Raw genomic sequence first — 25,893 nt, 5'->3', positions numbered from 1 at the left:
CCGCCGTGGGCGCGTACCGCGTCGACCTTCACCTGCGGCGTGGTGACCGGCACCACGATGATCGCCTTCACGCCCATGCGCGCCGCCGAGAGCGCCACGCCCTGCGCGTGATTGCCCGCCGACGCGGTNATCACGCCGCGCGCGAGCGCGTCGGCGGGCATGTGCGCCATCTTGTTGTACGCGCCGCGNACCTTGAACGAGAACACCGGCTGGTTGTCCTCGCGCTTCAGATACACCGGATTGCGCAGCCGCGCCGACAGATGCGGCGCGCGTTCGAGCTCGGTCTCGCGCGCCACGTCGTAGACGCGCGCGGTGAGGGTTTTTTTCAGGTAGTCGTGACGAAGCGCGACGTCGTGGGCGGCTTCAACGAGCGGTTGGGATTCGCGAAACGGCAAGGCAAGCTCCTGTGCGGCAATGGCATGGCATCGAAAGTCGACCAGGAGGCGGGAACCAGCGGATACAAAAAACCCGCCTCGTGGGGCGGGTTATGTGTGACTGCAATCAGACGCGCGCTAACCCACCATTCGATGAATGATGCTAATAATCAGCGCAATACGGATGTCGAGGCAGTTCATGTGGCCGATCATCGTTGACTCGCGAGGATTTGTCAATGCGGCCGCTGCATGTCAGGGCCGCTGCACTCTGGGCTGGCGCCGGGCTTGCGAGCCTGGCTTCGCCGTGCGCAAGCTGCGAGATGCCGATGCCGATGCCGATGCCGATGCAGGTGCAGATACAGATGCAGAATCGCTGTGCGCGCCCAGCACGCGCTCGCGCAAGAACCGCTCGAAGTGCGCCATCATCGCTTCGCGCGCGCAGCGCGAAAAGAGCGCGTGATCGACCCTGGCGATCTGCTTGACCAATATGTTGCCCCGCTCGCGCAGCCTGTTACCGTCGGGACCGAAATGAATGTCGAGCTCGTCGAGGCCCTCGTCGAGCGTGCCGTACAGCAGCGCGGTTTGCACGCCCTTGCGCTCCAGTTCGAACGCGAGTCGGCGAATCGCACCGCCAGGCATGCGTTCGCCAAGCAAGCCTTCGAGCACCGCGCCCGCGCGCGCGGCGAAGCGCGCGGACAGCCGTCGCGCGAGTTCCAGGCTGATCGCGCGGGCATTGGCCTGGCCCGTCAACAGACGCAGCCACTTGCGCGGATTGCGCATGGCCCGCCGATACACTCCGCTCGGCGCGACGTACTGCGCGCCCGGCCGCACGCGCGCGCCGCCCCACCTGAAAAACGGCAGATTGATGCACACGCAACCAGTTACGGCAGCCCGCGCGAGTGCCGCATGCAGGCTCACATAGGCGCCGCTGCACACGCCGGCCATGACGATTGTCGGGTAGCCGGCGGCCGTCAGCCAGTCGACGCCGGCGCACGCATCGTCAATCGAGTACTGTGAATAGACCGTGTCGAGCGTCAGCGCGGCGCCGCGTCGCACGCTGTCGCCAAGACCGCTCAGGTCCATGCGCAGCGAAGCGATGCCTTGCGCGGCTAGCCGCCGCGCCATGAGTACGGTGAAGCGACTGTCGCCGATACGGTGCACGCCGCCGGTGTTGACAAAGAGGACCGCCGGCGCGCCATGCAGCGGGTGCCGCGGCTCGCATAACACACCCACGTAGCCGCTGAATACCACGGGCCTCTCGCGGCCGTCGGCGAAAGCAATGTTCACCGATGGCGCGGGGGGTGTCACGTCGACTTGCGCGTTGTGTGCGTTGGGTGGATGCGGTGCGTTCTGTGCGTTCTGTGCGTTCTCTGCATTGCGAGTGTTCTGTGCATTCGACGCATTCAATGCATTCGGCGCGTGCCTGACATTCGGCGCATTCTGCGCACTAAACGACATCGGCCCCAGCGACAGAGCAGACGCACCCCCATCGAGCCACTCGAGCACACTGTCGAACGCCCGACGCGGCGACTCGCTGTAGCTCGGATTAAGCAGAAACCGGCCATATTCGCCGAACAGTTGCACCTGCACCGGCACGCCGAGCGCCTGATAGTGCGCCGCAAGTCTCTGTAAGCGCGCGCTATCGCTGATATCGTGCAGCAGCACGCGCCGCGCGAGCCGCGCTTCGCCATGCGTGGCCCTGCCTGCATCGGCGCCAGTCAGATCGACCTTAGAGAGCAGCGCGAGCGTGTCCGGATACAGCCTGAAGCCGTGTGCGCCCACCGTGCCGGGCGGCTCCTCCCCCAGCTCGAGTCCGAGCGCGCGTTGTGCAGCGAGCCACGTATGCTGCTGGAGTTCCAGCTCGCGGATGTACGCCTTGCCCGACACCAGCGGCATCAGCAAAACGAGGTTGTCGACGCCGCCCAGTTCCTCTGCTGCGATGGCGGCGAGCGTTGCGCCAAGGCGCAAGCCGCACAACGTGATGTGCGAGACGCCGCTTTGCTCGCGCAGCACGCCAACCGCCGACTTGATGCTGTCGAGCCACGCGCGCCAGCGCAGTGGGTCTTCTTCGTTGCCGCTCGAATCGCCGGTGCCGGGATAGTCGAAACGCAGTGCCGCCACGCCGCGCGCGGCCAGCGCATCAGCGAGATCGCGCCAGCCGCGATACGCAGACAGCGCCTCATAACCGAACGGATTGCACAGCACCACGCCCATTGTCGCCCGCGCGCCGCGAGGCCGGTGCAGCCATCCGAAACAGCCGTCGAACGTCACGGGTGTCATCGTCGGCATGATCGTGATGGGTCGCGCGAGCGCCGTCTCAGGTTCGCGCCGCAAGCGACTCCTCCGGCACGATCTGCGCAATCACGCCGGCGAGCGCGGCAATGCTTACGAACATCGCATGCGTGATCAGCGTGCCGGGAATTTCGACCGCGAAGTTTTCCTCGATGGCCAGCATCAGGCGCACGGTGCCAAGCGACGACAAACCGGCGGCGTACAGGTCGTCGTCGTCGCCGAGCGTCTCGACTGCCACGTTCAGGCAGGCAGTCTCCTGAAGAATGCGGCGCACATGTTGTTTCATTCGTTTTCCCCGGATGTGTGGTGGCGCGCGCGGCGCTCGAACGTCGCCGTCGCGCGGACTGTTTCGTTCTCAGGTGAGCACATTGCAGCTCGCGTAGTGGGCCGCGAGCGCCCTTCTGTCGATCTTTCCGTTCGCGTTGAGCGGCATCGTTTCGAGCGCGATCACCCGTTGCGGCACCGCGTAGGCCGGCAAGCGTTGCCGGCAGCCGCGCACGACGTGCGCCGCATCGACCGCTGCGCCCGTCAGAAACGCGATCAGCTCATCGGCGCGGCCGGTGTCGTCGAGGGGCCACGGAATCACCGCGCAAAACGCAGCGCTGCTGCAATCCCGGATCACCTGCTCGACTTCCTCCAGTTCGACCCGGTTGCCGCGAATCTTGATTTGCGTATCCAGACGGCCCTGGAAAACCAGGCCGTACCCCGCCACTTCGCGCGCAGCGTCGCCGCTTCGATACCAGTGCGACGAGCGGTAGCCGCAATAGCGCCGGTCGACAAAGCGACGATTGTTGGCTTCGTCGGCGCACAAATAGCCCGCCGCCACCTGCGGCCCGCCGATCAGCAGTTCGCCGCTTTCGCCGCGCGCGACAGGCTGCAGTGCCGCATCCACGATCAGCAGTTCCATGCCGGGCACGGCTTGGCCGAGCGGCATCGCGGAGCCGGTCGATCCAGCGAGAAACGCTGGCGTGACTTCGAACGACGCGCAGCCGATGGTCGTTTCGGTGGGGCCATACACGTTGAAGATCCGGCTGTTCGGCGCCGCGCGCCGCCACGCCTGGACGACGTCGCGCGGCAGCGCCTCGCCACCAAAGCACGTGACCTGCAGGCTTGGAAATGCGTCGGGCCCGAGCTTGCGCAACTGCTGCATGAAGGCTGCCACCGAGGGCACGCTGTTCCAATGCGTGATCGCATGTTGCCGGATGAAGTCAGCGTTGTAGATGGGCTCGACCGTCGCGGGCACATACAGGCACGCGCCGTTTGCCCAGCACACGAACATGTCGTGCACCGAAGGGTCGAAGGACAGTTCGCAGAACTGCGCGTGGCGCGCATCGGGCAGCCGGCCGAGCAATTGCAGTTGCCCCGCCACATACGCACAGGCGTTTGCATGCGAGATCGGCACGCCTTTCGGTGCGCCGGTCGAGCCGGACGTGAACAGCACATACGCGTGATCTTGCGGCGTGCGAGAAGCGGTTGGCGGTCGTAAAACCGTCGATACGTCCGGGAGCCGCGGCAGACGATCGGTGAGCAGCGTTTCACAGCTATCCGGCGTTTCGGTCAGACAGCCCGGCTCTTCTTCGTCGCCGATAAGAAACACCTGGGGGCACTCGTCTATCAACAGAAGCACTTCGTCGAGCCGCGCCGCGCAGCGCCGGTCGACCAGCAGCACCGGCGCCCCGGATTGCGCGATCGTCGCCGCGATGCGCGCGGCGGGCACCGTCGGATTGAGCGGCACATACGCGAGCCCCGCCCTCATGATGCCGAGCACACCGGCGTACGCGGCCACGCTGCGATGCGCGAACAGCAGACAGCGGCGCCGGCCGTCGGCAGGCATCGCGCAGTTCAACCCAGCCGCGATGCGCCCGGCACGTTCAGCCAGCTCGCCATAGCAGTACAGCTGTTCGTCGACCCACAGCGCGCGCCGCTCGGGCTCGCGCGCGGCAATGTCGAAGAAAAAGGAATCCAGCATTCACGGCCTCGCGTGGCGCATGCACGGACATGCCGCGCACGGCCGCCCGCCGCGCGATGGCCATTGCCCGTCATGTCGAAAGCACACCGCCCCACAGCGCCGCTGCGCGGTGGCATGCTGCGTTATCGCAGTAGAACGTCACAACCAGAAGGGACGCAACGGCGCCTTGCAGCCTCGGTTCACCGAACGATGACCGGTCGACCAGGCTGTAGGATTTGAAAGGATCATAAAAGCCGGCAGCGCCGCCATATGTGCGATAGCGCTCGCAAAGCGCGATCGGCATGCGGATGGCGGCGAAGGACGCTGGAAGGCGAACGAAGGTCCGCCCGTTAGACGCGAAGCGGTTCGCGCTGCATCGGCTCGCGTGGCTCGCTTTTGCAGCGATGGAGTGCACACGCACGGCGGTGTAAGGGTTGCGTGAGACGTCAGCGACGCCTCGACCATCTCTGCATGATGTTGCCGCGCGCCAGCGCGCCGGCGCGCGGCACCCTACGGCTTAGTCGCGCACGCCGCTCTGCTTTTTGAACGCGCTGAGAATGCGCCGTTCGAGCGCGTTGTAGTCGCCGCCGAAGTGATGATCGCCCGAAGTCCGGATCACGTCGATGCCGGTCTTCGTCAGCGCCGGGCACAGGGAGTCTTCCTCCTCCTGCCCGTAGATGCATTGCACGATGCCCGGCGGCACGCGCGCGAGTTCGGGGCGCACCTTCAACGCCTTGTCGCTTGCCGGCATGCCGAGCCAGCCGCCGACGCGAATCTGGAAATCGGCTTCCGGCGCGAAGCCGAGCAGCGAAATCAGCGACACCTTCGCGCGCAACGCTTCCGGCAAGCGGTTATACGCGAACGGCATGACGTCCGCGCCGAACGAATAGCCAATCAGCGCGATATGCTCCGCGTGCCAGCGCGCGCCGTAGGTCTGCATCACGCGGGCAAGGTCGCGGCTCGTCTGCGCGGGCGGCTTTTCGCTCCAGAAGTAGCGCAGGCTGTCCCAGCCGATTACCGAAACGCCGTCTTTCTGCAGCGCCTGCGCGATGGTCTTGTCGAGATCGCGCCAGCCGCCGTCGCCGGAAATGACGATGGCCATCAAACCGTTCGGATGCGCGGCCGGCAATTCGATCAGCGGCAAATCGGAGACATCCTCGTCATGTGTCGCGACCGTTTGCAGATGCGGCGTCACCAACGCGACAAGCCGCGCGCGGTCGGCGTTGCCCGTCGAAACTTTTTCGACGAAGCCCGGAATCTTGTCGCGAATGATGGTCGAATCGGGCGGACACGGCTTGAAACGCGCATCGAGCTTGCGCTCTTCATCCACCACGACAGCGCCCGCAATGGTGTTCGAAGGCGCCTGTTCGAGCACCTGCAACGCGAGCGTCGCGCCCTGGCCGGTGCCCGCGACAATCGGCGCGAAATAATGGCTCGACTGCGACTGCCGCTCCAGCTGATGACTCAACGCCTCGGCATCGCCCACCAGTTGATGACAGGCCTCGTTTTTCTGCGCGGGCTCCGCCCCGACGTTGGCCGCCAGATTCGCCGCATAGCGCGCAGTATCCACGCCGACGGTCAACGCGCCGGCTTTGGCGAGCGCATCGGCGCTTTGCTGATCGGCCGCGCTCCAGCCGCTCGACTGCGAGAAAAGCACGACGAAGCCGCGCAGCGGACCGCTCGGTCGCGTCACGGTGACGTTGCCGTAACGCCCGCCAGGAATGGTCGCGGCGGCGCTCGTAGAAGAACTTGCGGGGGTGGTGGCCGTCGCGGCTGCGGCGAGCGTGCTGCAGGAGACGAGACCCGCCACCACGGCGAGCCGGAAGAACGAATGCAGAATCATGAACGCCGGCCTCCCGCCAGCAATGACAGGTCCGCGAGCGTGAACACCACGCCTACCGAACCCGACGCCGCGAGGTAACGCGGCTCCCAATGCGGCTGGAACTTGCTCTTGAAAGCGCGCAGTCCGCGGAAGTTATAGAAGCGGCCGCCGAAGCGCCACACGATGCCCGCCACCCGGTGCCAGCGCGACGCAAGCGGCGTCGGCTGCATGCCCGAAAGCGGCGCAATGCCGAGACTGAGCGAGCGGAAACCCGCCTGCTTCAGATGCAGCGCCAGTTGCGTGAAGAGATATTCCATTGCATACGGCGACGCACTTTCCACGTGGCGCATCACGCCGACAGTCGCCTCGGTGTTCAGGTCCGTCGTCATGAAGGTGACGAACGCGACCGGCTCGCCGTTCTGGCGCACCAGCATGACCGATTGCGCGGCGAGATATTCGTCGGTGAAGGCGGCGACTGAGAAGCTCTTTTCGCGCGCGTCACGGCAGTTCAGCCAGCCGTCGGAAATGCTGCGCAGCGTTTCGAGCGACGCGGGCACGTCCGCCTGATCGATCACTTCGACGGTGAAGCCGTCTCGCTCGCCGCGCTTGAGCGCGTAGCGCAGATGCGCACGATGCGAGCCCTTCAGGTCGAACTCCTCCAGCACGACGTGCGCTTCCTCGCCGAGCTTCATCAGCGAGAGGCCGGCGTCGAGATACAACGGCAAAGCGTTCGCCCGCACCTGGTAGAACGCCGCGCGCCCGCCGTGCGCATGGGCGAGCGCGACGAACTTGCTGATGAGGCCCGCCCACTCTTCGCGCGGACCCACGGGGTCGTGCAGCGCGGCCCAGGTGCGGCCGTACTTCGCGTACATCAGGAATGCTTCGCGCGACTCGGAGAACAGAAAGCTCTTGTCGCCCATCAGCGCGAGACCGGCGTCGCTGCGCTCCTGCGCGCGCACGATGCGCGCCGCGTCCTGCAGATCTTCGGGCGCAGGCTTGACGAAATGACCTGGCGCCGGGCGCAGCAACTGCCAGAACGAGAAGGTGGCTGCAAACAGGCTTGCGGCCAGCGTCGCGCGCAGCGCGCGCGGTGCGCGTTCGTCGAAGGCGAATTGCCACCACAGGTCGCGCGTATAGGGCACGTCGCGGAACGCGAACAGCATCACCCACGTCGCGAGCATCAGCACCATCGCCACCGACACGAGCCAGCCCGCCGTGAAACGCTCGGCAAACAGCGACGAATGCCGATTGAAGCGTCGGCGCGTGACGAGCAGCAGCACGATCAGCGTGCACAGCACACCGGCTTCGACAAACGCGAGACCCTTGGTGAGCGACAAGCCCAGGCTCAGGACTGCCAGCAGCAAGGTCATCCACCAGGCGGCATCCAGACGCCGCAGCAGCCCCCGCGCGACGAACAGCAACAGCACGCCGAGCACGCTGCACAGCATCTGCGAGCTTTCGAGCACCCACAGCGGCAACACGTTGCGCAGAATGTGAAGGCGCTGCCAGAACGCGGGCGTTGCGCTGGAGATCACCAGCATGCCGCCCACCACGAAGGTGACGAGGCTCAGGAACAGCGGCGCGAGCTTCGACGCGCCCGCCGCGTGCCGTAACGGCAGACGCCCTTTGAGCGCGCGGCCTTCGAAGCCGGCCAGCAATGCGGCCGAGACGACGAGCGGCGCGCCGAAGTAAATGGCGCGATAGGCGAGCAGCGCTGCGAGCATCTGTTGAGTCGCGACGCTGCCGTTCAGCGTGAATACCATGGCCGCTTCGAACACGCCGACACCGCCGGGCGTATGGCCGATCATGCCGAGCAGCATCGCCGCCGCATAGACGGTGATGAAGGTGACGAAGCTCACGTCGGCATGTGGCAGGAGCGCCCACAACGCGAGCCCGGCGGCGACCACGTCGACGACGGCAAGTCCCACTTGCTCGACGAGATCGCGGCGCGCCGGAATGTCGAACGACAGCCACTGCCAACGCGTGCGGACCGCGCGCGTCTCGACGCGGCAGGCCGCAGTCAGCAGAATCAGCGCGGCGAGCAGCGCGGCGCCCACCCAGCGCACGCCTGCCGCGGGCAGGTGCAGCATGGGCGCGAGCAGCCCGGCCACGCACACCATGCCGAGCGCCGTCATCAGGACTAGCGCGAGTGCGAGCGAAACGCTGGTGAAGACCGTCATGCGGCCGATCTGCGCTGGCGTGATGCTCGCCGCGCCGTAGACGCGGGCGCGCACGGCGCCGCCGGTCAATGCGCCGAAGCCGGTGGCGTTACCGAGCGCGGAGCCCGCGGTCGCGCCTACCCACAGCGCCGCTGGCGGTACGCGCGCGCCCAGGTAGCGCAGACCTACCGCGTCGCGGCCGACGAGCGCCAGATAACTAAGCACGGTGGCGGCCAGCGCGGCGGTCCATTCTTCGGCGCTCAGGCGGCGCAACTCGTGCATGACGGAGCGGTAGTCGACGGCTTGGGACAGGTGCTGAAGCACGATCAGCAGTAGCGCGCAGATCGCGAGCGCGAGCACGGGCGAGAGCAATCCCCTGATGCCAGACGCCTTCGATGCACGGACGAACATCGCGGCGCCCAGTTGGTCGAATTTATTCTTATATCGATGGAACATGGTCAATGCGGGCCTTGCGTGGAGCTGTCAGCTGTCGCGGCGACGGCCGACAGCCGCCAGATCGCCTTCCGGTGATTACAACTGGATAACGGCAGGCCGGTGAAAAGGTTGACAGTACAGGCGTTCGCGCCGGGGTTTAGCCTGGGCCGGATGCCGGCAACGGTCACCCTCGCAGCGCCCCTGACGCTGCGTCGGCTGACCTCGAAACTCAGGGGGCTGAAGTTTAAACGTTAACCGCGCAGGGCGAACGAAGATTTCGGCGTTAGCTCATGCGTCGGGAGTGACGCCCGAGAAGATCCCGACGCCCGCGGATTAAGCTTTTTGCTGCGGCTGCCGTAATTGCAAGCAATAGCCTCGCGAGATGCGATACGTTGGTCGCACGAAGGAGGTACTTGACGGGAGAAGGATGATGGCAGAACAGGATTGGATGGTGGCGGGTATATATCTGGTCGGCCTCGTGTCGACGCTGCTGCTGATGAGCGCATTGTCCGCGCGGGCGGCGAAAATGCGTCAAACACTTGCGAAGGTGACGCGCCGCTCCGATGAATGAACACGCGTGGGACGCGAGCGGCAAAACGTGAGTGCCCACCAATGCGCGCTGCGCCGCGCACGGTTCGGCAGACTTACAAAGCCAGACTTACAAAGCACTAGCGGCGCAAAAAGCGCCGCTAGTTTTTTCTGAGCCGGCTCGCTCGCGGCAACGTACCTCTGCCTGCCTTGCGGCCAGCAAAGTCAGCCAACGCGACGGCCCGCAGCGCTTCTGAGCGCGGCCCGGGCCGCGCGCCTGCTCTTACTGGGGACGGCGGTGCGCCTGCTCTTACTGGGGACGGCGGTGCGCTTCCGCAATGACAGCGCAGTTTTGCAGATGCAGATTTAGCGCGTGCAGCGCCAGTGCGCGCAGCTTGACGAGCCAATTGCCCTTGGTGGCGACGGTGTTGCGGGTGGATGCGGCGTTGGTTGCGGTGTTCATGGTCGGGGTCCTGTATAGGGTTTATACCTAGGGAATAACCCGATTATAGTCCTCTCATTGCGCAGCGCAACAAAAAACAATAGATGTGGCGCGTGGATGACACGCAGAGCGCAGCGCCCCGCCCCGTTGCGTTGGAAAAAGGGCGGCATGCGGCGGCACGCTATTAACAAACCGCACCGTACAGGTGCAATAATGTCCCCTTTACCCGCGGCCGCCCGCAGCAGCCCCTTCATGACCGTCGCCCAGAAAGCCCTGATTGCGCCTCTGATCGTCGCGTGCGCGATGTTCATGGAAAGCGTCGACGCGAACGTGATCGTCACCGCTTTGCCGGCCATGGCGCGGGACTTCGGGCGCGACCCGGTCACGCTCAAAATCGCCGTGACGAGCTACGTGCTGGGGCTGGGCGTGTTCATTCCGGTGTGCGGCTGGCTGGCCGACCGCTTCGGCGCGCGCACCGTGTTTCGCACGGCAATCGGCATCTTCGTGGCGGGTTCGCTGCTGTGCGCCGCGTCCAATTCGCTCGCCACCTTTACGCTCGCCCGTTTCGTGCAAGGGGTGGGCGGCGCGATGATGGTGCCGGTCGGCCGGATCATCATCTTTCGGGTCGTACACAAAGCAGACTTCATCCGCGCGATGAATTATCTGAGCGTACCGGCCATGCTCGGCCCGGCAGCCGGCCCGCTGCTCGGTGGCTTCATCACGACTTATCTGCACTGGCGCCTGATTTTTTTCATCAACGTGCCGATCGGCATGCTCGGCATCTATCTGACCAACAGGCACATCGCCAATACGCGCGAGCCCGATCCCGGGCCGCTCGACTGGATCGGCTTTCTGCTCTCGGCGGCGGGTGCGGTGCTGCTACTGCTCGGGTTGTCGCTCGTCGGCGGCGAGCTGATTTCCAATCGCGACGCGTTCGCCATGTGCGGAGTCGGCGCGGTCCTGCTCGTGCTCTACATTGCATACGCGCAGCGCGTGCGGCTGCCGTTGCTCGATCTGCGCTTCTTCAAGGTGCCGACGTTCCAGGCGAGCGTGCTCGGCGGGTCGCTGTTTCGTATCGGCCTTGGCGCGTTGCCGTTCCTGTTGCCGCTCATGCTTCAGGAAGGACACGGCATGAGCGCGTTCCAATCCGGGCTGATCACCTGCGCGTCTGCGTTCGGCGGTATGTTCATGCGCACCGTGGCCTCGCGCGTGCTGCATCGCTACGGTTTTCGCTCGGTGCTGGCGGTGAACGCGGCGCTGTCGGGCGTTTCGATCGCGGCTTGCGGCCTGTTTTTTCCGGGCACGCCGACCTGGATTATCTGGGTGGTGGTGCTGCTGGGCGGCTTCTTTCCCGCGTTGCAGTTCACGAGTTTGAACTCGTTGACTTACGCGGAAATAGCCAGCCGGGATGTCGGACGCGCGACAAGCCTCGGCAGCGTCGTGCAGCAGATGTCGCTTGGCCTCGGCGTGACCGTCGGCGGCATCGTGCTGCAGATCTCGCGACTGCTGAACGGCCATGACACCATCATGTGGTCGGATTTCTGGCCCGCGTTTCTCGTCGTGGGGCTGTGCTCGTTTGCGTCGATTCCGGTTACGTTGCGACTGCCCCATCGCGCCGGCGAGGAAATTTCGCGCGGGGGCCGGGGCTGACGGCTGGATTTGCGTGCCCTCGCCTCGCTGGCTGCTCGCCGCAGCAGTGCGGCTGCGCGCGGCTTCCAGCGCGCTGTCAGGGCTGCCTGCCGCCGCTCGCTCCCATGTGTGGTTCGCTGGTGTGGTTCGCTGGTGTGGTTCGCTGGTGTGACCCGCTGGTGTGACCCGCTGTCACGGCACGCTGTGACGGCACGCTGGCGTGACTCACGACTCACGACTCACGACTCACGACTCACCACTCACGACTCACCACTCACGACTCCTAGGCCGCTGCGAGTGCGCGATGATTCGCTGCTCACCGCTTCGCTCACTGCTCCTTGCGAATCACGCTCACTTCGCCGTTGCGCTCGAGAATCGCCGCGGCCACCTTGTCGAGCGAGCGTGAGCCGATCTTCTGCCGTACGCTTTCGCGCACGTCGTTCGAGGTCATCAGCGCGGCTCGCAGTTCGTTCTCATTGAACGCGCCGTTGCTGTACACCTCGCGCTCGACGCCGCCCACCAGCCGCTCGATCGCATGTGAACGCATGCAGATCCACGCAAGCAGACGGTGGCACACCACGATCACAAGCGACGCGAGCACGGTTGCGACAAACGGCGATGCGCCCACTATCGCGCGGCTCAACGTGGCGCCGAGCAGAATCACTACCACGGAATCAAACGGTGAGCGTTGCCCGAACGAGCGCCGGCCCGAAACCCTGATCAGCACGAGCGCGATAAGGAACACGAGCACCGCGCGCACGCTCATCTGCAGCGGGTCGAGATCCCGCCCTTGCCCGAACAGCAGATAGATCGCGTCCATCATTCTTGTATCCTCCTTTGCGGCGCGTCGCCGTGCTGGTCGTAGACGCGGGCTGTGGTTGCATCGCGCAACGCCGCGCTGGTTGGGAGCCGATCCCGGAGGCAGGCAGGAATGTTTGCGGCACGCCGTGATACGCGCCTGTGCTCCCCGCTCGCGTCGATTCGACAAAGCAGCAGTTGCCTCCCCCGATCCGCAGATGCCATAGAGAAGCAAACCATGTGCCGTTGCGGTACACCGGCAACCCCGCATGCGTTCAACTCAGGCAAAGCCGCGGGCGTCCCCGACCTGTCTCGCGAGAGCCAGACCACAGGCGGAGTCCCGCATGGTGCATGTGTTAAGGATGCACGTCGGCAAGCGTGCCCACCAGGCTGTAACTGCGCCCGTCGACGATAAACCGGCAGGTAGACCGGCAGTCTTGCGTGCGCTGCCCGTCCCGCGCCTTTCAGACCGCTGAACGCACGTCGGGACTCGCAATTGCTGCTTCCGAGGCTCCTATCTATTCCGACATAAGGAGCTTCTTTTGAAACATGCCACTCTCGCCACCGCTGTGCTCGTCTCGTTCACGTTCATTCACACGGCAGCCTACGCCGAGGGCTGCACCAAAGGCGCGGTAGTCGGCGGCGTCGGCGGGCATATTGCCGGTGGACACGGCGTGGCAGGCGCCGCAGCAGGCTGTGCAATTGGCCACCATGAAGCGAAGAAAAAACAGAAGGCCGCAAGCGCAGCAGCAGCCGCAAGCCAACCGGCTGCGAAATAGCAATTTGCAATGACAGGAGACCCGGGCCGACCAGACGATCGTCACCGGCCCGGTCCGGATCATTCTGTCTACTCAGCCAGCCGCGCTGACTTTTTCAGCGAGTTTCGCGTCGTAACTGGAGTGCACGTGCACGCGTTTGCGCTCCGGGTAAGCGTATGAATACGCTTTGCGCAGCGCGAGCGACGCTTCATGAAAGCCGGACAGAATCAGTTTCTGCTTGTTCGGATAGTTGGCGATGTCGCCCACCGCGAAAATGCCCGGCCGCGAACTCTCGTAGTTGGAGGTATCCACATCGACACGACCGCCATGAATGCTCAAGCCCCACTGCCCTATCGGTCCCAGATCGGCGACAAGGCCGTACAGCACGACGAGCTGGTCGGCGTGCAGTTCCGTCTCGCCGTCGATATGTCGCAATGTGATAGATCTTAGCGCGCTACTTTCCGGGCTGTCTTGCGCATTGCCCTCAAGCTTTAACCCTGAAATCGCACCAACGATAAAGTCCATCTCGCCGGCTTGCACCGCGCGGCGCATCAGCTCGACACTCGAATCGGCCGCGCTGAAGCCGTTACGCCGATGCACCAGCGTCACGCGGCGCGCCACCTTGCGCAACGCAAGCGCCCAGTCGAGCGCGGAATCGCCGCCGCCGGCCACCACCACGGTCTTGTCGGCGAAATCCGCAAGACGCTGCACGCTGTAATGCACATGGCGAGACTCGAGCGGCACCGCTTCGGCAAGCGGCAGCTTCTGCGGCACGAACGCCCCGTTACCGGCGGCCAGCATGATCGCCGCAACGTCGAATACGAGGCCGCGATCGGTGCGCACGGTCCACCGCCCGTCGCTGCGCTGCTCGACCGATTCGACCCGCTGCTCGAGATGAATGGGCACGTCGAATGGCTTGCACTGCGCGAGCAGGCGGTCCACCAGTTCACGCGCCGTACACGAGGGAATCGCGGGGATGTCGTAAATCGGCTTGTCCGGATACAGCTCGGTGCATTGGCCGCCAATCTTGCCCAGCGCATCCACGATCTGGCATGACAAGCCGATCACGCCGGCCTCGAAAGCGGCAAAGAGGCCCACCGGTCCCGCGCCGACGATCAACACGTCGGAGCGGATGGTGGGTGAAGCGGGCTGCGAAACAGGCTCGGCAGCGGACGTCATGGCTGAACTCTTCGATAAGGGCGATGACCCACCATACCGAATCGACGCCACTGCGGCAACGATGCCATTACAGTGAACAAGGACGCTTTCGCCCGCCCGCGTCGCTTTGCGATGGCAAAGAAGTGGCTACCTGATAAACGCCAAAAATGGTCATTTTGCCAAGCCAATGCCAAGGCTAGTATTCACTCATCGCATCAGCGGATGCGCCCCAACCCATCCAAGGAGTGAATCATGCAACCACGTCTCGACTTCTATAAAGCCAGTCCCGCCGCGATCAAGGCAATGCTCGGGCTCGAGGAACGCATAGGCAAATCGTCAATTGAAAAGTCGCTCGCGGAACTCGTGCGGCTGCGCGCGTCGCAGATCAACGGCTGCGCGTTCTGTGTCGATATGCACAGCACCGACGCCCGCAAAGGCGGCGAGACCGAGCGGCGTCTCGCCACCCTGGTCACATGGCGCGAAACGCCGTTCTTCACGGACCGGGAACGCGCCGCGCTCGAATGGACGGAAGCCTTGACGCTCATCTCGCACGACCATGTGCCCGACGCCGTGTGGGAAACTGTGCGCCCTCATTTCAGCGACGAAGAACTGGTCGACCTGACGCTGCTGGTGTCTGCCATCAATGCGTGGAACCGCTTTGCGATTTCCTTTCGCAAAATGCCTGAATAGGCACGACGGCGAGTGAGCGTCCCTGTACGGCGCGCGTAGCGCCGCCGAAGCAGCCCGATTGCCCGACGAGCAATACGGGCTCGCGCCGCGTGGGCCCTGTTAGCCCTGTTAGCCCTGTTAGCTCTGTGGGCGCGACAAGCGGCCTTGAAATCCTGGTCCATGCGCTAGTTCAGCGCGCCTGCCTCGCTAGCGGGTTTTCGGCAATGTCTCGCGCACCCTACGGCCTTGCAGTCCTAAGATGCCTTGCGCCTTGCGATGCCGTATCATTGAAGCGTTTGCTGACAACCGCTCGCTACGCGGCGCCCGCGCGCCGGCCGCCTTCCATCACATGACCAGGGATTCGTCGCATACCGCGCTGCTGTGGATCGTCGCCGCCGGCTTTTTCATGCAGTCGCTCGACACGACAATTGTCAACACCGCGCTACCCTCCATCGCGCACAGTCTGCACGTTGCGCCGCTTGCCATGCAGCCGATCGTGGTCGCCTACACGCTGACGATGGCCATGCTCACGCCCGCTTCAGGCTGGCTTGCAGACCGCTTCGGCACGCGGCGCATCTATTTCACGGCGATCCTGATCTTCGTGATCGGCTCGGTTTGCTGCGCGAGCGCGCATACGCTGGGTCAACTGGTTCTCGCGCGCGTGCTGCAAGGCGTGGGCGGTTCGATGCTGCTGCCGATCGGACGCCTCGCCGTGCTGCGCAGTGTGTCCGGCGATCAGTACGTGTCGGCGCTGGCGTTCATTTCGGTGGCGGGTCAGTTGGGTCCGATTGCCGGACCGACGCTCGGCGGCTGGTTCGTTGAGGCGATCACGTGGCACTGGATCTTTCTCATCAACGTGCCGATCGGCATGGCCGGCCTGTACGCGGTGCAGCGCTTTTTACCCGCGCATGGCGAGACGCAGGCGCCGCCCTTCGACTTCGTCGGCTGCGGGTTGTTGTCGCTCTCGATGATCGCTTTCTCGCTGGCCGTGGACGCGCCGGCGCCGACGCATCAGGCAGCGTGGTCGGCGGCGCTTTTTGCGCTCGCGGCCGTCAGCGCGCTCGCCTACGTTCCGCATGCAAAGCGGCGGCTCAACCCGCTCTTCAAGTTATCGCTGTTTGGCGAGCCGAATTTCAGCGTGGGCCTGGTCGGCAACCTGGTATGCCGTATCGGCTCGAGCGCCGTGCCGTTTCTCGTGCCGCTGCTGTTGCAGCTCGAGCTTGGCTATACGCCGCTGCACTCCGGTCTGATGATGCTGCCCGCCGCGCTCGCCGGCACGCTCGCAAAGCGCTGGATCACGCCGCTTGTGCGGCGCTTCGGCTACGAGCTTTTCCTCCTCGTGAATACACTGGTCGTCGGTTCGTCGATCGTGGCCTTTGCGCTGATCTCGCGCGGCACGCCGCTCATCGTCGAAATCGCGGTTCTGGCGGTGTTCGGCGCGGCCAACTCGATGCAATTCGCGGCGATGAACAGCGTCACGCTTAAGGGGCTTTCGCATGAAGACGCCGGCAGCGGCAACAGCCTCTTCTCGATGGTGCAGATGCTCGCGATCGGGCTCGGCGTGTCGATCGGCGGCGGGCTCGTGAAGCTGTTCGCCGCGCAATGGGGCTCCGCCGCACTCGGCTTCCGGCTGAGCTTCGTGTGCGTCGGTGCGATTACGTTGTTCTCGGCGTGGGTGTTCCGCCATCTCGACACCGCGCCTGCCGCGCGGGCGCCTGCCAGCCAGGGCGCGGGACGCTGAAAAGCAGCGAGCTACACACTGGGTTGTCGTTGACCCATGCCGCGCCGCCGCCCGCCCCTTCCCCGTCCCCGGTCCGATCCGCCCCGTCGCCAATTTTCCATGCACCCCGCATCGCCGGTTTACTGTCTTTCGTGGCGGGACTTGCCAGCCGGCGTTTCGCGTTAGCATGTACGGCGTTTACCCATAAAAAGGACTAACCAATGCCATTCGACGAGCGCATGCTGAACGGCATGGGCGTGCTGACAGCCATTGTCGATTGCGGAAGTTTCGCGGCGGCGGGCGTTGCGCTCGACATGTCTCAATCCGGTGTGAGCCGTTCGGTCGCGCGGCTCGAGGCACGCCTGGGCATCCGGCTTTTCGACCGCACGACACGCTCGGTCACGCTCACCGACGAAGGCCGACGCTTCTACGAGCAGATCGTGCCGCTCCTGAACGGGCTGGAAGAAGCCGCCGCTTCCGCCGCGCAAGGCGCGACAGCCGTGCGCGGCCGACTGCGAGTGAACATGGACCCGTTCTTCTCGCGCCTCATACTCGGGCCGAGGGTGGGCGCTTTCATCGACAGACATCCTGATCTGCACGTCGAGCTGATTACCCGCGACCAGTTGGGCGACATCGTCAGCGAGGGTTTCGACGTCGCCGTCCGTTTTGGCGAGCCGCCAGTGTCGTCGCTGATCGCACGCAAGCTGCTCGACACGCGCATCCTGACGGTGGCCGCGCCGTCGTATCTGAAAAAGCATGGGCATCCGGCGAATCCGGCCGAGCTGGAGAACGGCAGGCACGCGTGTATCAAGTTCCGCGATCCGCTCACCGGTTATGCATTCAGTTGGGAATTTCACCGCGGCCGCAGGAAAATGGTCGTTACTCCGCAAGGCCGTTTGACCGTCAACGACGTGGGCACCTTGCACAGCGCGTGCGCCGCGGGCCAGGGCGTCGCGCAGATCCTCGCGCTCGGCGCCGAGTCGCTGCTCGCAAGCGGCAAGATGGTGGAGCTTTTTCCCGACTGGGCTGACGAGGTTTATCCGCTCTACGCGCTCTATCCGTCGCGGCATCATCCGCCGGCCAAGGTGCGCGCGTTTCTCGATTTCATTGTTTCGCTGCTGGGCGCGGCTCAGGCCGACTGAAAGCGCCAGGCCCAGGCTTTGCTTCATCAGCTAGGTGTTCAATCGAGGAGAACGCCATGGCCGACCCCAAGCAGCAGAGCAACGACAAGCCGGACGACATCGCCCATCCGCAGCCCGCCGTCCACAGTGACAACGAAAAGAGCAAGTTGCCCGAACGCGGCGACGAAGGGCGCGATCAGTCACCGGCGGACCGGCCCGGCCAGAAACCGGGCGAAGGCGAACCGTCAGTCGGTTGAAATTAAGCGCGGGTCTGCAAGCGGCTTTGCTGCGTTTGATCGGCAAAGCCGCATAAATTTTTCCCTTTCGGCCGCTTTCATATAGCAGACATTTTTTCCGTTTTTTTCCGAAATATTTTTTCGGCGCAATGCACTACTTTTCTGCTTGCAGCAATGTATGCGAACAAGCAGCCGGCTGCCGCCCCCTCAACAGATAACAAAGGCGACGCCCATGTCCATTCCTGTGCCCGCCGCCGAGTCGTCCAAGGTGTCGATCTGCGTGCCGACCTGCAACCGGCCGGAGTTGATCGTCGAGTGCATCGACTCGTGTCTGGCGCAAACCTACGGCAATCTGGAAATCGTGATTGGCGACGATTCCAGCGATGCGCGCACCGAGCAGTTGCTCGCATCGCGCTATGCCGACGTGCTGGAAGCACAGCGCATCCGTTACGTGAGGAACCAGCCGCCGCTCGGCCAGGCGCGCAACGTCGCGAGCCTTTTCGAGCGCGCCCGTGGCGACAAGATCGTGCTGATTCACGACGACGACCTGCTGACCACCGACGCCGTCGAAAAACTGGTCTCCCTGTGGAAGCAGCATCCCAGCCTCGATGCGGCGTTCGGTATGCAGTACGAAGCGGGCCCCGACGGCGCCATCGACCTCGAAGCCAGCACGCGGCTGAACGCCGCCTTCAGGCGCACCAAAGACGCCGGTGGCTTGCAAGCGCTGCCGGGCAGGACGGGTCTCATCCAGATGTTTCCGAACAACGGCTGGATGGCCGACGCGCAGCTCGTCAAGCGCATCAGCTACAAGGAACAGTACGGCGCGTGTTGCGATTTCGTGTTTGGCACCGAGCTGTGCCTCGCGGCGCGCGAGGTCTTTTATCTGCACGACTACGTGTCGGTGTATCGCAAGACCGCGAGTTCCATTTCCCATAGCACGCGCGGCACGGCGGCGGCCGCCACGCTCAGCGCCTACGCGTTCGTCAAGAAGCTGAAGCTGCCGCGGCAGCTCGAACCGTCGCGCAGGCTCGCGCTGCGGCGGCTCGCGCCGATTGTCGTGTCGGTGCATGCGAGAAACCGTCAGGCGCGGCTCGGTCTGAAGATCGCGCTCGCGCATCTGTTCGCGTATCACTACGGGTTGAGCGCACGGCTTTATTACCATCTGCTGATGCTGTCGCGGGCGGCTGTGAGTGCGCGCGAACGCGCGGCGACGATTGCCGCGGCGGCGGCACCGGCGGTGACGAATACCGCAATGACAGCGGTGAGCGCTGCTACGGCCACGGCAGCAGGCGCTGCGGCTGGCGCTGCGGTAACGGGCGCAGCGGCGGCTACGGCTGGCGCTGTGGCTGCGGGAAGCGCGGCGGCGGCAAGCATGGCGGCGGCGACTGCAACGGCTGCAAGCGCTGTGGCCGCTGCCACTGTAACGGCGGCAGGCGCTGCGGCCGCCACTGCTACAGCAAACGCCACCGCTGCCCTGAGCGGCCAGGCCGGGGCGATGCTGAAGGGTCTGGTCGCCGAGCTGGCCGCCGACACCACGGAACCCGGTTGATCGACAGCGGGCTGCCGCCCTGCACCGTCAGCGCGTTTTCTGCTAAGCAACGTCTGCTTAGCAAAGCCGTATTTGTTGCTTGGACACACGCGCGCCGCTGATTACGATGATCCCGACACGTCATCAGCTGCGAGGTGATTCGCCATGTCCGAGAGTGCCTGTTTCAAGCCGCGCGTGATCGAGCCGGTCGCCGACAATCAGCCCGATGGGTTGGGACTGGCGGTGGAGTTGTGGCTCGCCCAACCCATCGACGGCATTGCCGGGCGCGCTGTGCAGATTCACTTGCGCAGCGACGCGAAAATGGCGCAGGCCGAAGCGCTGCGCGATCTGTTGCACGCACTCGGCACCGGAATCGTGGTGGCGTGAATGCGAGCGGACGATGTGATACTGGGCGCGCAATCGACTGCGCGCCCGCGCTCACGGCTCGTTACGCAGATACCCTTCTTTGGACGGATCGCGCATGCGCAGCGCAACGAGGCCCGCAAGCGCACAGAGGAAGGTCACGTACCAGTAGAACATCGTCTCGCTGCCGACCGACTTGAGCCACAGCGCCACATACTCCGCCGAGCCGCCGAAGATCGCGTTGGCCACCGCATACGAGAGCCCCACGCCGAGCGCGCGCACTTCCGGCGGGAACATTTCGGCTTTGATCAGTCCGCTGATCGACGTATAGAAGCTGACAATGGCAAGCGCCAGCACGACGAGCGCGAATGCAGCGTACGGGCTCGTGACGTCTTTGAGCGCATGCAGCAGCGGCACGGTGCCGATGGTCGCGAAGAGGCCAAAGCACAGCATCGAGTTTCGACGGCCAATGCGGTCCGACAACGCGCCGAACAGCGGTTGAAGCATCATGTACACGAAGAGCGCTGCGGTCATCACGTTGCTCGCGGTCTTAGCGCTCATGCCCGCCGTGTTCACCAGATATTTCTGCATATACGTGGTGAACGTATAAAAGATCAGCGAACCGCCGGCCGTGAAGCCCAGCACCGTCAGAAACGCGACGCGATGCTGCCACAGACCGCGCAGCGTGCCCGCTTCCTTGCGCTGACGTGTCGCTGCGGTGGTGGTTTCATCAAGCGATTTACGCAGATAAAGCGCGACCAGCGCGGCAATCGCGCCGATTACGAACGGCACGCGCCAGCCCCACGCCTTCAGTTCCGCGTTGCTGAGCGTCTGTTGCAGGATCACCAGCACGAGCAGCGCGCACAACTGGCCGCCGATCAGCGTCACGTACTGGAAGGACGCGAAAAAGCCGCGCCGCCCTTTGAGCGCGACTTCGCTCATGTAAGTGGCACTGGTGCCGTATTCGCCGCCGACCGAGAGGCCCTGGAACAGCCGCGCGACCAGCAGCAGCGCAGGCGCCAGCGCGCCGATCTGCGCGTATGTCGGCAGCACGGCGATGACCAGAGAGCCGCCGCACATCATGAACACCGAGACCATCATCGCGGTGCGGCGGCCGTGCTTGTCGGCGAGGCGGCCGAAGAACCAGCCGCCGATGGGCCGCATCAGAAAACCCGCCGCGAACACGCCGGCCGTGTTCAGCAACTGCGTGGTGGTGTTGCCACTCGGAAAGAAGGCGGGCGCGAAATACAGCGCGCAGAACGAATAGACATAGAAGTCGAACCACTCGACGAGATTGCCTGAGGACGCACCGACAATCGCGAAAATGCGACGCCGTGTGTCGTGGGCGGAGGCCACGCTTTGGTCTGTGAGGTCGGTCATGTTGTGTCTTCCTTGTCTCTTCAATGGAATCGGCGGTCGGGGCGCCGCCTTTGGCGCGCGATTTTCAGCGTGGGCGAATTTTACAGAATCGCAAGCAAAAGTTGGGATTTGTTGGCCGCGCAGGTGGGCGCGGTGATCGGCACACGGCGCGCGACGCGCAGGCCGCGTGGGCGTTCCGGTTTGCGTCGTGGAGGCTCCGACTGGGGCTTGCCGAATATTATCCCTTGCAATTGAATGTCAAGGTATAATTTGACCGAAGCGCCCTTATACCTTAAGATAGAATGACAGGGTATAAACGAGTCACCTGCCATGGCCAGCTTTCACAACGACGCGCTGCAAACGCTGTATTCCTCCATCACGGAACGTGCCAGCGGGCAACGCCAGATCGCGCTGCATTCCCCCGGCTCCGCCGCGCAGAAAACTGTCGACGGCAAGACGTACACGTACTGGCGCGTATATCTGGCGTCGGGAAAGCACAAGGAAATCTCGCTAGGCCGGGCCGGAGAGCCCGCCACAGAAGCTGCGCTCGAAGCGCGGCTATTCGATAGCGCGGAGATGCGCGCGCTCGCGGCCGACGTCCAGGTTCTGCGCAAGGCGGGCTTTGCCGCTGCCGACAATTCTTCCGCGTTGACGCTCGCCACGCTTTTTAATGCCGGCATCTTCAGCCACGGTGGCGTACTCGTCGGCTCGCATGCATTTGGTGCGCTTCTCAATAGCCTGGGCGTGCGCCTGCCTGCGAACTACCGAACCGAAGATATTGACATCGGCAGCACCGGCAGTATTTCGGTGGCTATCCCTGAAGACCGGAGCTTTCTGGACATCCTCCGTGACAGCGGTATTCCCTTTCTCGAAGTGCCCGAACTGGACTCGCGAAAACCGTCAACGTCGTTCAAGGCTCGCGGACAACCGCTGAAGGTCGATTTACTGGTGCCGGGCACCGAAGCCTATGAGACCAAGGCATTGCCCCAGTTGCGCGCCCACGCAACAGGGCTTCCGTACTTCCGGTATCTGGTATCCAGCCCGGTGCCTGGCTTTATTCTCGGCAAGGAGCACGTGGTCCCGGTGATGCTGCCCGATCCTGCGAGATTTGCCCTTCACAAGCTAATAGTCAGCACGCTTCGCGATCCTTCGCGCGCACTGAAGGCAGACAAGGACCGGCGGCAGGCCGCCGTGTTGATCGACGCGCTCACGGAGCGGTTTCCAGACTGGTTGACGGCAGCCGCCGACGACCTCGATGAAAGCGCGCGTGCCCGCGTTGCGCTGGCGGCTGCCCGGGCGCTGAACCTGGCCCCGGGTTTGTCGGAGCGCGCCCGGGACTTCCTGGCGGACTTAGGGGCCAGCGCGTAGTTCGTCTGCCTCGGAGTTCGAACCCCTCGCCGGCACCCACTTGCTTTGCACGCCCCGTCAGGCCCTTACTGCCGGCGGCACGTAGCGGCACTCGTAGCGCTTCCTCACCGTGCCGTTTTCATCGACGCTTTCGAGGTACACGTCGAACTGCCACAAGCGCGCCATGTGCTTGAGCACTTCGTCGCTGTCGGACGAAAGATGACGGTTATCGCTCATGAAATGCCGCAGCGTCAGACTGCGGTCGCCCCGCGTATTGACAGACCACACCTGAATATTCGGCTCGCGGTGGTGCATGTCGTACTGCCGTGACAACGCCTGGCGCACATACTGATAGCCGCTGTCGTCGTGAATCGCGGAGACTTCGAGCGCGTCGCGCATGTCGTCGTCCAGCACGGAGAAAAGGCGCATTTCGCGGATCAGATGCGGCGACAAATATTGGGCGACGAAACTCTCGTCCTTGAAATTGCGCATCGCGTAGTGCATGGCGGGCAGCCACGGACTACCGGCCAGCTCCGGGAACCACTTGCGGTCTTCGTCCGTGGGGTTTTCGCAGATGCGGCGAATGTCGCTCATCATCGAAAAACCCAGCGCATACGGGTTGATGCCGCTGTAGTACGGCTTGGTCACGGGCGGCTGGTACACCACGTTGCTGTGCGAATGGAGGAACTCCATCATGAAGCCGTCTTCCAGCTTGCCCTGGTTGTACATTGTGTTGAGCAGCGTGTAATGCCAGAACGTGGCCCAGCCTTCGTTCATCACCTGGGTTTGCCGCTGCGGGTAGAAGTACTGCCCCACTTTGCGCACGATGCGAATCACCTCGCGCTCCCACGGCTCGAGCAAAGGCGCGTTTTTCTCCGCGAAGTACAGCAGGTTTTCCTGCGGCTCGGGCGGATAGCGTTCCTCGATTTCTTCTGGCAACGGCGTGTGCCGCGTCGGCAAGGTGCGCCACAATTCGTTCACCTGCGATTGCAAATACGCCTCGCGCTCGCGGCGCGCTGCGAACTCTTTTTCGAGCGACAGCTTCTGCGGACGCTTGTAGCGATCCACGCCGTAGTTCATCAGCGCATGGCAAGAATCGAGTAATTCTTCGACCCGATCGAGCCCGAAGCGCTCCTCGCATTCGGCAATGTAGTTCTTCGCGTAGACAAGGTAGTCGATGATCGCATGTGCGTCGGTCCACAGCCGGAACAGATAATTGCCCTTGAAGAACGAGTTGTGCCCATACGCGGCGTGCGCGATGACGAGCGCCTGCATCGTCATCGTGTTCTCTTCCATTAGATACGCGATGCAGGGGTTCGAATTGATCACGATCTCGTACGCGAGCCCCATCTGCCCGCGACGGTAGCTTTTTTCGGTAGCAAGAAAGTGCTTGCCGAACGACCAGTGACGATAATTCACCGGCATGCCGACGGACGCGTACGCGTCCATCATCTGTTCAGCGCTAATGAGTTCCAGCTGGATCGGATACACGTCGAGTTCATATTGCTCCGCAACACGGGCAATATGCGAGTCGTACTCCTCGATCAACTCGAAGGTCCAGTCGGACGGGCACGGCAGAGGCCGTCTATCGGCTACGTTCATACGGACTTCCCTTTGCCCCTCAGTGGGCGTTCCGGTGTGTCCCCGTGCTTCTGCGTTGTCGACTGCTCCGGCTGCTGCGGCTCCCGCTTCGTCCGCCGCTGCCTCGGCATGCCCCGACTCACGCTGCGGCACGCCTGTCTCGCGCTCCGGCTGAGAGCCGCGCGCTTCCTTGTGCAAATGCTTTGCCGTCATGACGACGCTACCTGCTTTTCGAACAACTCGCGAAACACCGGATAGATGTCAGCCGCCGTTTCGACCTTCTTCATCGCCATATGCGGCTGGCTCAAGGCCAGTTGCGCATATTCGAGCCACAGGTTCTGCTCTTCCGGCGTCACCTGGATATACGCAAAATAGCGCACCTTCTCCAGTATGTCATCCGCCAGTATCTTGCGGCACTTCGGCGAGTCGTCGGTCCAGTTGTCGCCGTCGGACGCCTGGGCGCCGTAAATGTTCCATTCAGTCGGCGAATAGCGCTCGTCCATCACCTTCTGCATCAGCTCCAGTGCGCTGGAGACGACCGTGCCGCCGCTTTCCGTCGAATGGAAGAAGGTGTCTTCGTCGACTTCCTCGGCGCGCGTATGGTGGCGGATGAACACCACCTCGATGCGTTCGTAGTTGCGTTTGAGAAAGAGGTACAGGAGGATGAAAAAGCGCTTGGCGAGGTCTTTGCGCTGCTCGTCCATGGACCCGGACACATCCATCAGACAGAACATCACGGCCTGGCTCGACGGCGTGGGCTGCTTCACGCGATTCACATAGCGCAGATCGAACGGATCGATAAACGGAATGCGCCAGATGCGCCCGCGCAGATGGTGAATTTCCTCTTCCAGCAGCTTGATCTCGTCGCGACGATCGTCGGGGTCCGCCTTCAGGGCCTCCAGTTGCCGCTCCATTTCGTGAAGCTGATTGACGAGCGGCGCACCGAGCGCGATGCGCCGTCCAAGCGCGCTGCGCAGCGAACGGACCACGTCGATGTTGTTCGGCGTGCCCTCGGCGGCCCAGCCCGCACGGATGCTTTTCCATGTGGGCACGGCCAGCAGGTGCGTTTTGACGAGACGCGGGAGTTCGAGGTCGTCGAAGAAATACTGCATGAACTCTTCGCGGCTCAGCTCGAACACGAAGTCGTCCTGACCCTCGCCTTCGTTGCTGGCCTGACTGCCGCCGCCACCGCCACCACCGCCTTGCGGGCGCTGGATCTTGTCGCCGCGAATGTAGTCGGAATTGCCCGGATGCACCATTTCACGCCGGCCGCCCGGCCCGTGCCGGAACGACGGCTCCGCAATGTCCTTGCGCGGAATGGTGATGCTCTGCGTGTTCTGAATGTCCTTGATGCTGCGATCGCGCACCGCCTCCGACACGGCGCGACGAATGTAGTTCTTGACGCGACGCAAAAAACGCTCGCGATTCGCAATGCTTTTGTTCTTGCCTGCTAACCTGCGGTCGATAATTTGATGAAGCACGCCCGGTCTCCAATGTGGACGGGGCGAGCGCCTCGGCGCCCACTCCGGTCCCACGCGGCGCATCCGGTGGCAGCGAGCGATTTAACGCTTACTGTCACCCGAGGCAACCGCGCGCATTTCGGGTCGCGAGACGCACGCTGTCTGG

General features: G+C 63.9%; 21 protein-coding genes and 1 pseudogene. 10 read left to right on the top strand and 12 right to left on the bottom strand.

Translation table 11 applies throughout. From position 1 onward, the window contains the following. The 6 genes from F757_RS0125155 to mprF form a co-directional block, all read right to left on the bottom strand. Positions 1–395, bottom strand: a 395-nt coding sequence (locus tag F757_RS0125155) for a pyridoxal-phosphate dependent enzyme (protein ID WP_027213795.1), incomplete at its 3' end; no start/stop codon positions are given. 231 nt (positions 396–626) lie between these two features. Next, positions 627–2,663, bottom strand: coding sequence for a serine aminopeptidase domain-containing protein (locus F757_RS0125150; RefSeq protein ID WP_027213794.1), 2,037 nt, complete (start codon positions 2,661–2,663; stop codon positions 627–629). A gap of 28 nt (positions 2,664–2,691) precedes the next feature. Beyond that, the gene (locus F757_RS0125145; RefSeq protein WP_027213793.1) at positions 2,692–2,952 is read right to left on the bottom strand and encodes an acyl carrier protein; all 261 of its coding nucleotides are present in this window, start codon (positions 2,950–2,952) and stop codon (positions 2,692–2,694) included. A 69-nt stretch (positions 2,953–3,021) separates the two neighbouring features. After that, the gene (locus tag F757_RS0125140) at positions 3,022–4,635 is read right to left on the bottom strand and encodes an amino acid adenylation domain-containing protein (protein ID WP_027213792.1); all 1,614 of its coding nucleotides are present in this window, start codon (positions 4,633–4,635) and stop codon (positions 3,022–3,024) included. A 496-nt stretch (positions 4,636–5,131) separates the two neighbouring features. Beyond that, on the bottom strand, positions 5,132–6,457 hold the full coding sequence (locus F757_RS0125125; RefSeq protein ID WP_027213790.1) for a virulence factor family protein: 1,326 nt from the start codon (positions 6,455–6,457) through the stop codon (positions 5,132–5,134). Next, a complete protein-coding gene (gene mprF, locus F757_RS0125120; RefSeq protein ID WP_027213789.1) occupies positions 6,454–9,051 on the bottom strand; it encodes a bifunctional lysylphosphatidylglycerol flippase/synthetase MprF in 2,598 nt (865 codons plus the stop codon). Before mprF ends, F757_RS0125125 begins: the two co-directional genes overlap by 4 nt. Before the next feature lie 409 nt (positions 9,052–9,460). On the opposite strand from mprF, the gene F757_RS36310 reads away from it, so the two are divergent. Continuing rightward, positions 9,461–9,601 carry a hypothetical protein gene (locus tag F757_RS36310; protein ID WP_198021440.1) on the top strand — a complete coding sequence of 47 codons (141 nt, stop codon included), beginning with the start codon at positions 9,461–9,463 and terminating at the stop codon, positions 9,599–9,601. A gap of 267 nt (positions 9,602–9,868) precedes the next feature. On the opposite strand, the gene F757_RS36305 is transcribed toward F757_RS36310, so the two are convergent. Then, positions 9,869–10,021, bottom strand: coding sequence for a hypothetical protein (locus tag F757_RS36305; protein ID WP_198021439.1), 153 nt, complete (start codon positions 10,019–10,021; stop codon positions 9,869–9,871). A gap of 231 nt (positions 10,022–10,252) precedes the next feature. Here F757_RS36305 and F757_RS0125105 point away from each other — a divergent pair, with 231 nt between their 5' ends. Beyond that, positions 10,253–11,650, top strand: coding sequence for an MFS transporter (locus tag F757_RS0125105; protein WP_027213788.1), 1,398 nt, complete (start codon positions 10,253–10,255; stop codon positions 11,648–11,650). A 307-nt stretch (positions 11,651–11,957) separates the two neighbouring features. On the opposite strand, the gene F757_RS0125100 is transcribed toward F757_RS0125105, so the two are convergent. After that, positions 11,958–12,452 (bottom strand): DUF421 domain-containing protein, encoded by a 495-nt coding sequence (locus F757_RS0125100; RefSeq protein WP_027213787.1) that lies wholly within the window; start codon positions 12,450–12,452, stop codon positions 11,958–11,960. 517 nt (positions 12,453–12,969) lie between these two features. On the opposite strand from F757_RS0125100, the gene F757_RS0125095 reads away from it, so the two are divergent. After that, positions 12,970–13,206, top strand: coding sequence for a hypothetical protein (locus F757_RS0125095; protein ID WP_027213786.1), 237 nt, complete (start codon positions 12,970–12,972; stop codon positions 13,204–13,206). A gap of 72 nt (positions 13,207–13,278) precedes the next feature. Here F757_RS0125095 and F757_RS0125090 read toward each other — a convergent pair whose 3' ends face one another. Continuing rightward, positions 13,279–14,364, bottom strand: a complete 1,086-nt coding sequence (locus F757_RS0125090) for an NAD(P)/FAD-dependent oxidoreductase (RefSeq protein ID WP_027213785.1) — start codon at positions 14,362–14,364, stop codon at positions 13,279–13,281. Between the two features lie 231 nt (positions 14,365–14,595). Between F757_RS0125090 and F757_RS0125085 the strand changes: the two genes are divergently transcribed. From F757_RS0125085 to F757_RS0125060, 6 genes and pseudogenes are all read left to right on the top strand, one after another. Continuing rightward, a complete protein-coding gene (locus F757_RS0125085; RefSeq protein WP_027213784.1) occupies positions 14,596–15,033 on the top strand; it encodes a carboxymuconolactone decarboxylase family protein in 438 nt (145 codons plus the stop codon). A 238-nt stretch (positions 15,034–15,271) separates the two neighbouring features. Next, complete coding sequence (locus F757_RS0125080; RefSeq protein ID WP_269660928.1) at positions 15,272–16,753, top strand: DHA2 family efflux MFS transporter permease subunit; 1,482 nt, start codon at positions 15,272–15,274, stop codon at positions 16,751–16,753. Between the two features lie 200 nt (positions 16,754–16,953). Beyond that, a complete protein-coding gene (locus F757_RS0125075) occupies positions 16,954–17,874 on the top strand; it encodes a LysR family transcriptional regulator (protein WP_027213782.1) in 921 nt (306 codons plus the stop codon). Between the two features lie 56 nt (positions 17,875–17,930). Then, the gene (locus tag F757_RS0125070) at positions 17,931–18,110 is read left to right on the top strand and encodes a hypothetical protein (RefSeq protein WP_013339415.1); all 180 of its coding nucleotides are present in this window, start codon (positions 17,931–17,933) and stop codon (positions 18,108–18,110) included. Positions 18,111–18,321: 211 nt separating this feature from the next. Beyond that, positions 18,322–19,389: pseudogene (locus F757_RS0125065) on the top strand (glycosyltransferase family 2 protein); the annotation flags it as partial. A gap of 393 nt (positions 19,390–19,782) precedes the next feature. Next, entirely contained in the window at positions 19,783–20,004 is a 222-nt protein-coding gene (locus F757_RS0125060; RefSeq protein ID WP_013339417.1) for a hypothetical protein, read from the top strand. A 51-nt stretch (positions 20,005–20,055) separates the two neighbouring features. On the opposite strand, the gene F757_RS0125055 is transcribed toward F757_RS0125060, so the two are convergent. Beyond that, positions 20,056–21,360, bottom strand: coding sequence for an MFS family transporter (locus F757_RS0125055; RefSeq protein ID WP_027213780.1), 1,305 nt, complete (start codon positions 21,358–21,360; stop codon positions 20,056–20,058). A gap of 309 nt (positions 21,361–21,669) precedes the next feature. Between F757_RS0125055 and F757_RS0125050 the strand changes: the two genes are divergently transcribed. Beyond that, positions 21,670–22,707: a GSU2403 family nucleotidyltransferase fold protein gene (locus F757_RS0125050; RefSeq protein WP_027213779.1), complete on the top strand. Its 1,038-nt coding sequence runs from the start codon at positions 21,670–21,672 to the stop codon at positions 22,705–22,707. 57 nt (positions 22,708–22,764) lie between these two features. Here F757_RS0125050 and F757_RS0125045 read toward each other — a convergent pair whose 3' ends face one another. Both F757_RS0125045 and F757_RS0125040 read right to left on the bottom strand, forming a co-directional pair. Continuing rightward, the gene (locus tag F757_RS0125045) at positions 22,765–24,480 is read right to left on the bottom strand and encodes a SpoVR family protein (RefSeq protein ID WP_027213778.1); all 1,716 of its coding nucleotides are present in this window, start codon (positions 24,478–24,480) and stop codon (positions 22,765–22,767) included. Continuing rightward, positions 24,477–25,748 (bottom strand): YeaH/YhbH family protein, encoded by a 1,272-nt coding sequence (locus F757_RS0125040; RefSeq protein ID WP_013339421.1) that lies wholly within the window; start codon positions 25,746–25,748, stop codon positions 24,477–24,479. The genes F757_RS0125045 and F757_RS0125040 overlap by 4 nt, the downstream gene beginning before the upstream one ends. Positions 25,749–25,893 lie beyond the last annotated feature (145 nt).

The organism is Burkholderia sp. WSM2232, from assembly GCF_000472545.1.
Lineage (GTDB): Bacteria > Pseudomonadota > Gammaproteobacteria > Burkholderiales > Burkholderiaceae > Paraburkholderia.
Note: the sequence above shows the minus strand (reverse complement) of the source record. Positions and strands in the feature narration are given on the sequence as shown.

What these genes read in the sequence shown, in the direction of transcription:
- F757_RS0125045 (WP_027213778.1), bottom strand. Translation starts at nt 24,480, where the DNA reads ATGACGGCAAAGCATTTGCACAAGGAAGCGCGCGGCTCTCAGCCGGAG.
- F757_RS0125055 (WP_027213780.1), bottom strand. Translation starts at nt 21,360, where the DNA reads ATGACCGACCTCACAGACCAAAGCGTGGCCTCCGCCCACGACACACGG.
- F757_RS0125080 (WP_269660928.1), top strand. Translation starts at nt 15,272, where the DNA reads ATGCCTTGCGCCTTGCGATGCCGTATCATTGAAGCGTTTGCTGACAAC.
- F757_RS0125075 (WP_027213782.1), top strand. Translation starts at nt 16,954, where the DNA reads ATGCCATTCGACGAGCGCATGCTGAACGGCATGGGCGTGCTGACAGCC.
- F757_RS0125145 (WP_027213793.1), bottom strand. Translation starts at nt 2,952, where the DNA reads ATGAAACAACATGTGCGCCGCATTCTTCAGGAGACTGCCTGCCTGAAC.
- F757_RS0125060 (WP_013339417.1), top strand. Translation starts at nt 19,783, where the DNA reads ATGTCCGAGAGTGCCTGTTTCAAGCCGCGCGTGATCGAGCCGGTCGCC.
- F757_RS0125070 (WP_013339415.1), top strand. Translation starts at nt 17,931, where the DNA reads ATGGCCGACCCCAAGCAGCAGAGCAACGACAAGCCGGACGACATCGCC.
- F757_RS0125100 (WP_027213787.1), bottom strand. Translation starts at nt 12,452, where the DNA reads ATGATGGACGCGATCTATCTGCTGTTCGGGCAAGGGCGGGATCTCGAC.
- mprF (WP_027213789.1), bottom strand. Translation starts at nt 9,051, where the DNA reads ATGTTCCATCGATATAAGAATAAATTCGACCAACTGGGCGCCGCGATG.
- F757_RS0125105 (WP_027213788.1), top strand. Translation starts at nt 10,253, where the DNA reads ATGACCGTCGCCCAGAAAGCCCTGATTGCGCCTCTGATCGTCGCGTGC.
- F757_RS0125125 (WP_027213790.1), bottom strand. Translation starts at nt 6,457, where the DNA reads ATGATTCTGCATTCGTTCTTCCGGCTCGCCGTGGTGGCGGGTCTCGTC.
- F757_RS36310 (WP_198021440.1), top strand. Translation starts at nt 9,461, where the DNA reads ATGGCAGAACAGGATTGGATGGTGGCGGGTATATATCTGGTCGGCCTC.
- F757_RS0125140 (WP_027213792.1), bottom strand. Translation starts at nt 4,635, where the DNA reads ATGCTGGATTCCTTTTTCTTCGACATTGCCGCGCGCGAGCCCGAGCGG.
- F757_RS0125050 (WP_027213779.1), top strand. Translation starts at nt 21,670, where the DNA reads ATGGCCAGCTTTCACAACGACGCGCTGCAAACGCTGTATTCCTCCATC.
- F757_RS36305 (WP_198021439.1), bottom strand. Translation starts at nt 10,021, where the DNA reads ATGAACACCGCAACCAACGCCGCATCCACCCGCAACACCGTCGCCACC.
- F757_RS0125090 (WP_027213785.1), bottom strand. Translation starts at nt 14,364, where the DNA reads ATGACGTCCGCTGCCGAGCCTGTTTCGCAGCCCGCTTCACCCACCATC.
- F757_RS0125085 (WP_027213784.1), top strand. Translation starts at nt 14,596, where the DNA reads ATGCAACCACGTCTCGACTTCTATAAAGCCAGTCCCGCCGCGATCAAG.
- F757_RS0125150 (WP_027213794.1), bottom strand. Translation starts at nt 2,663, where the DNA reads ATGCCGACGATGACACCCGTGACGTTCGACGGCTGTTTCGGATGGCTG.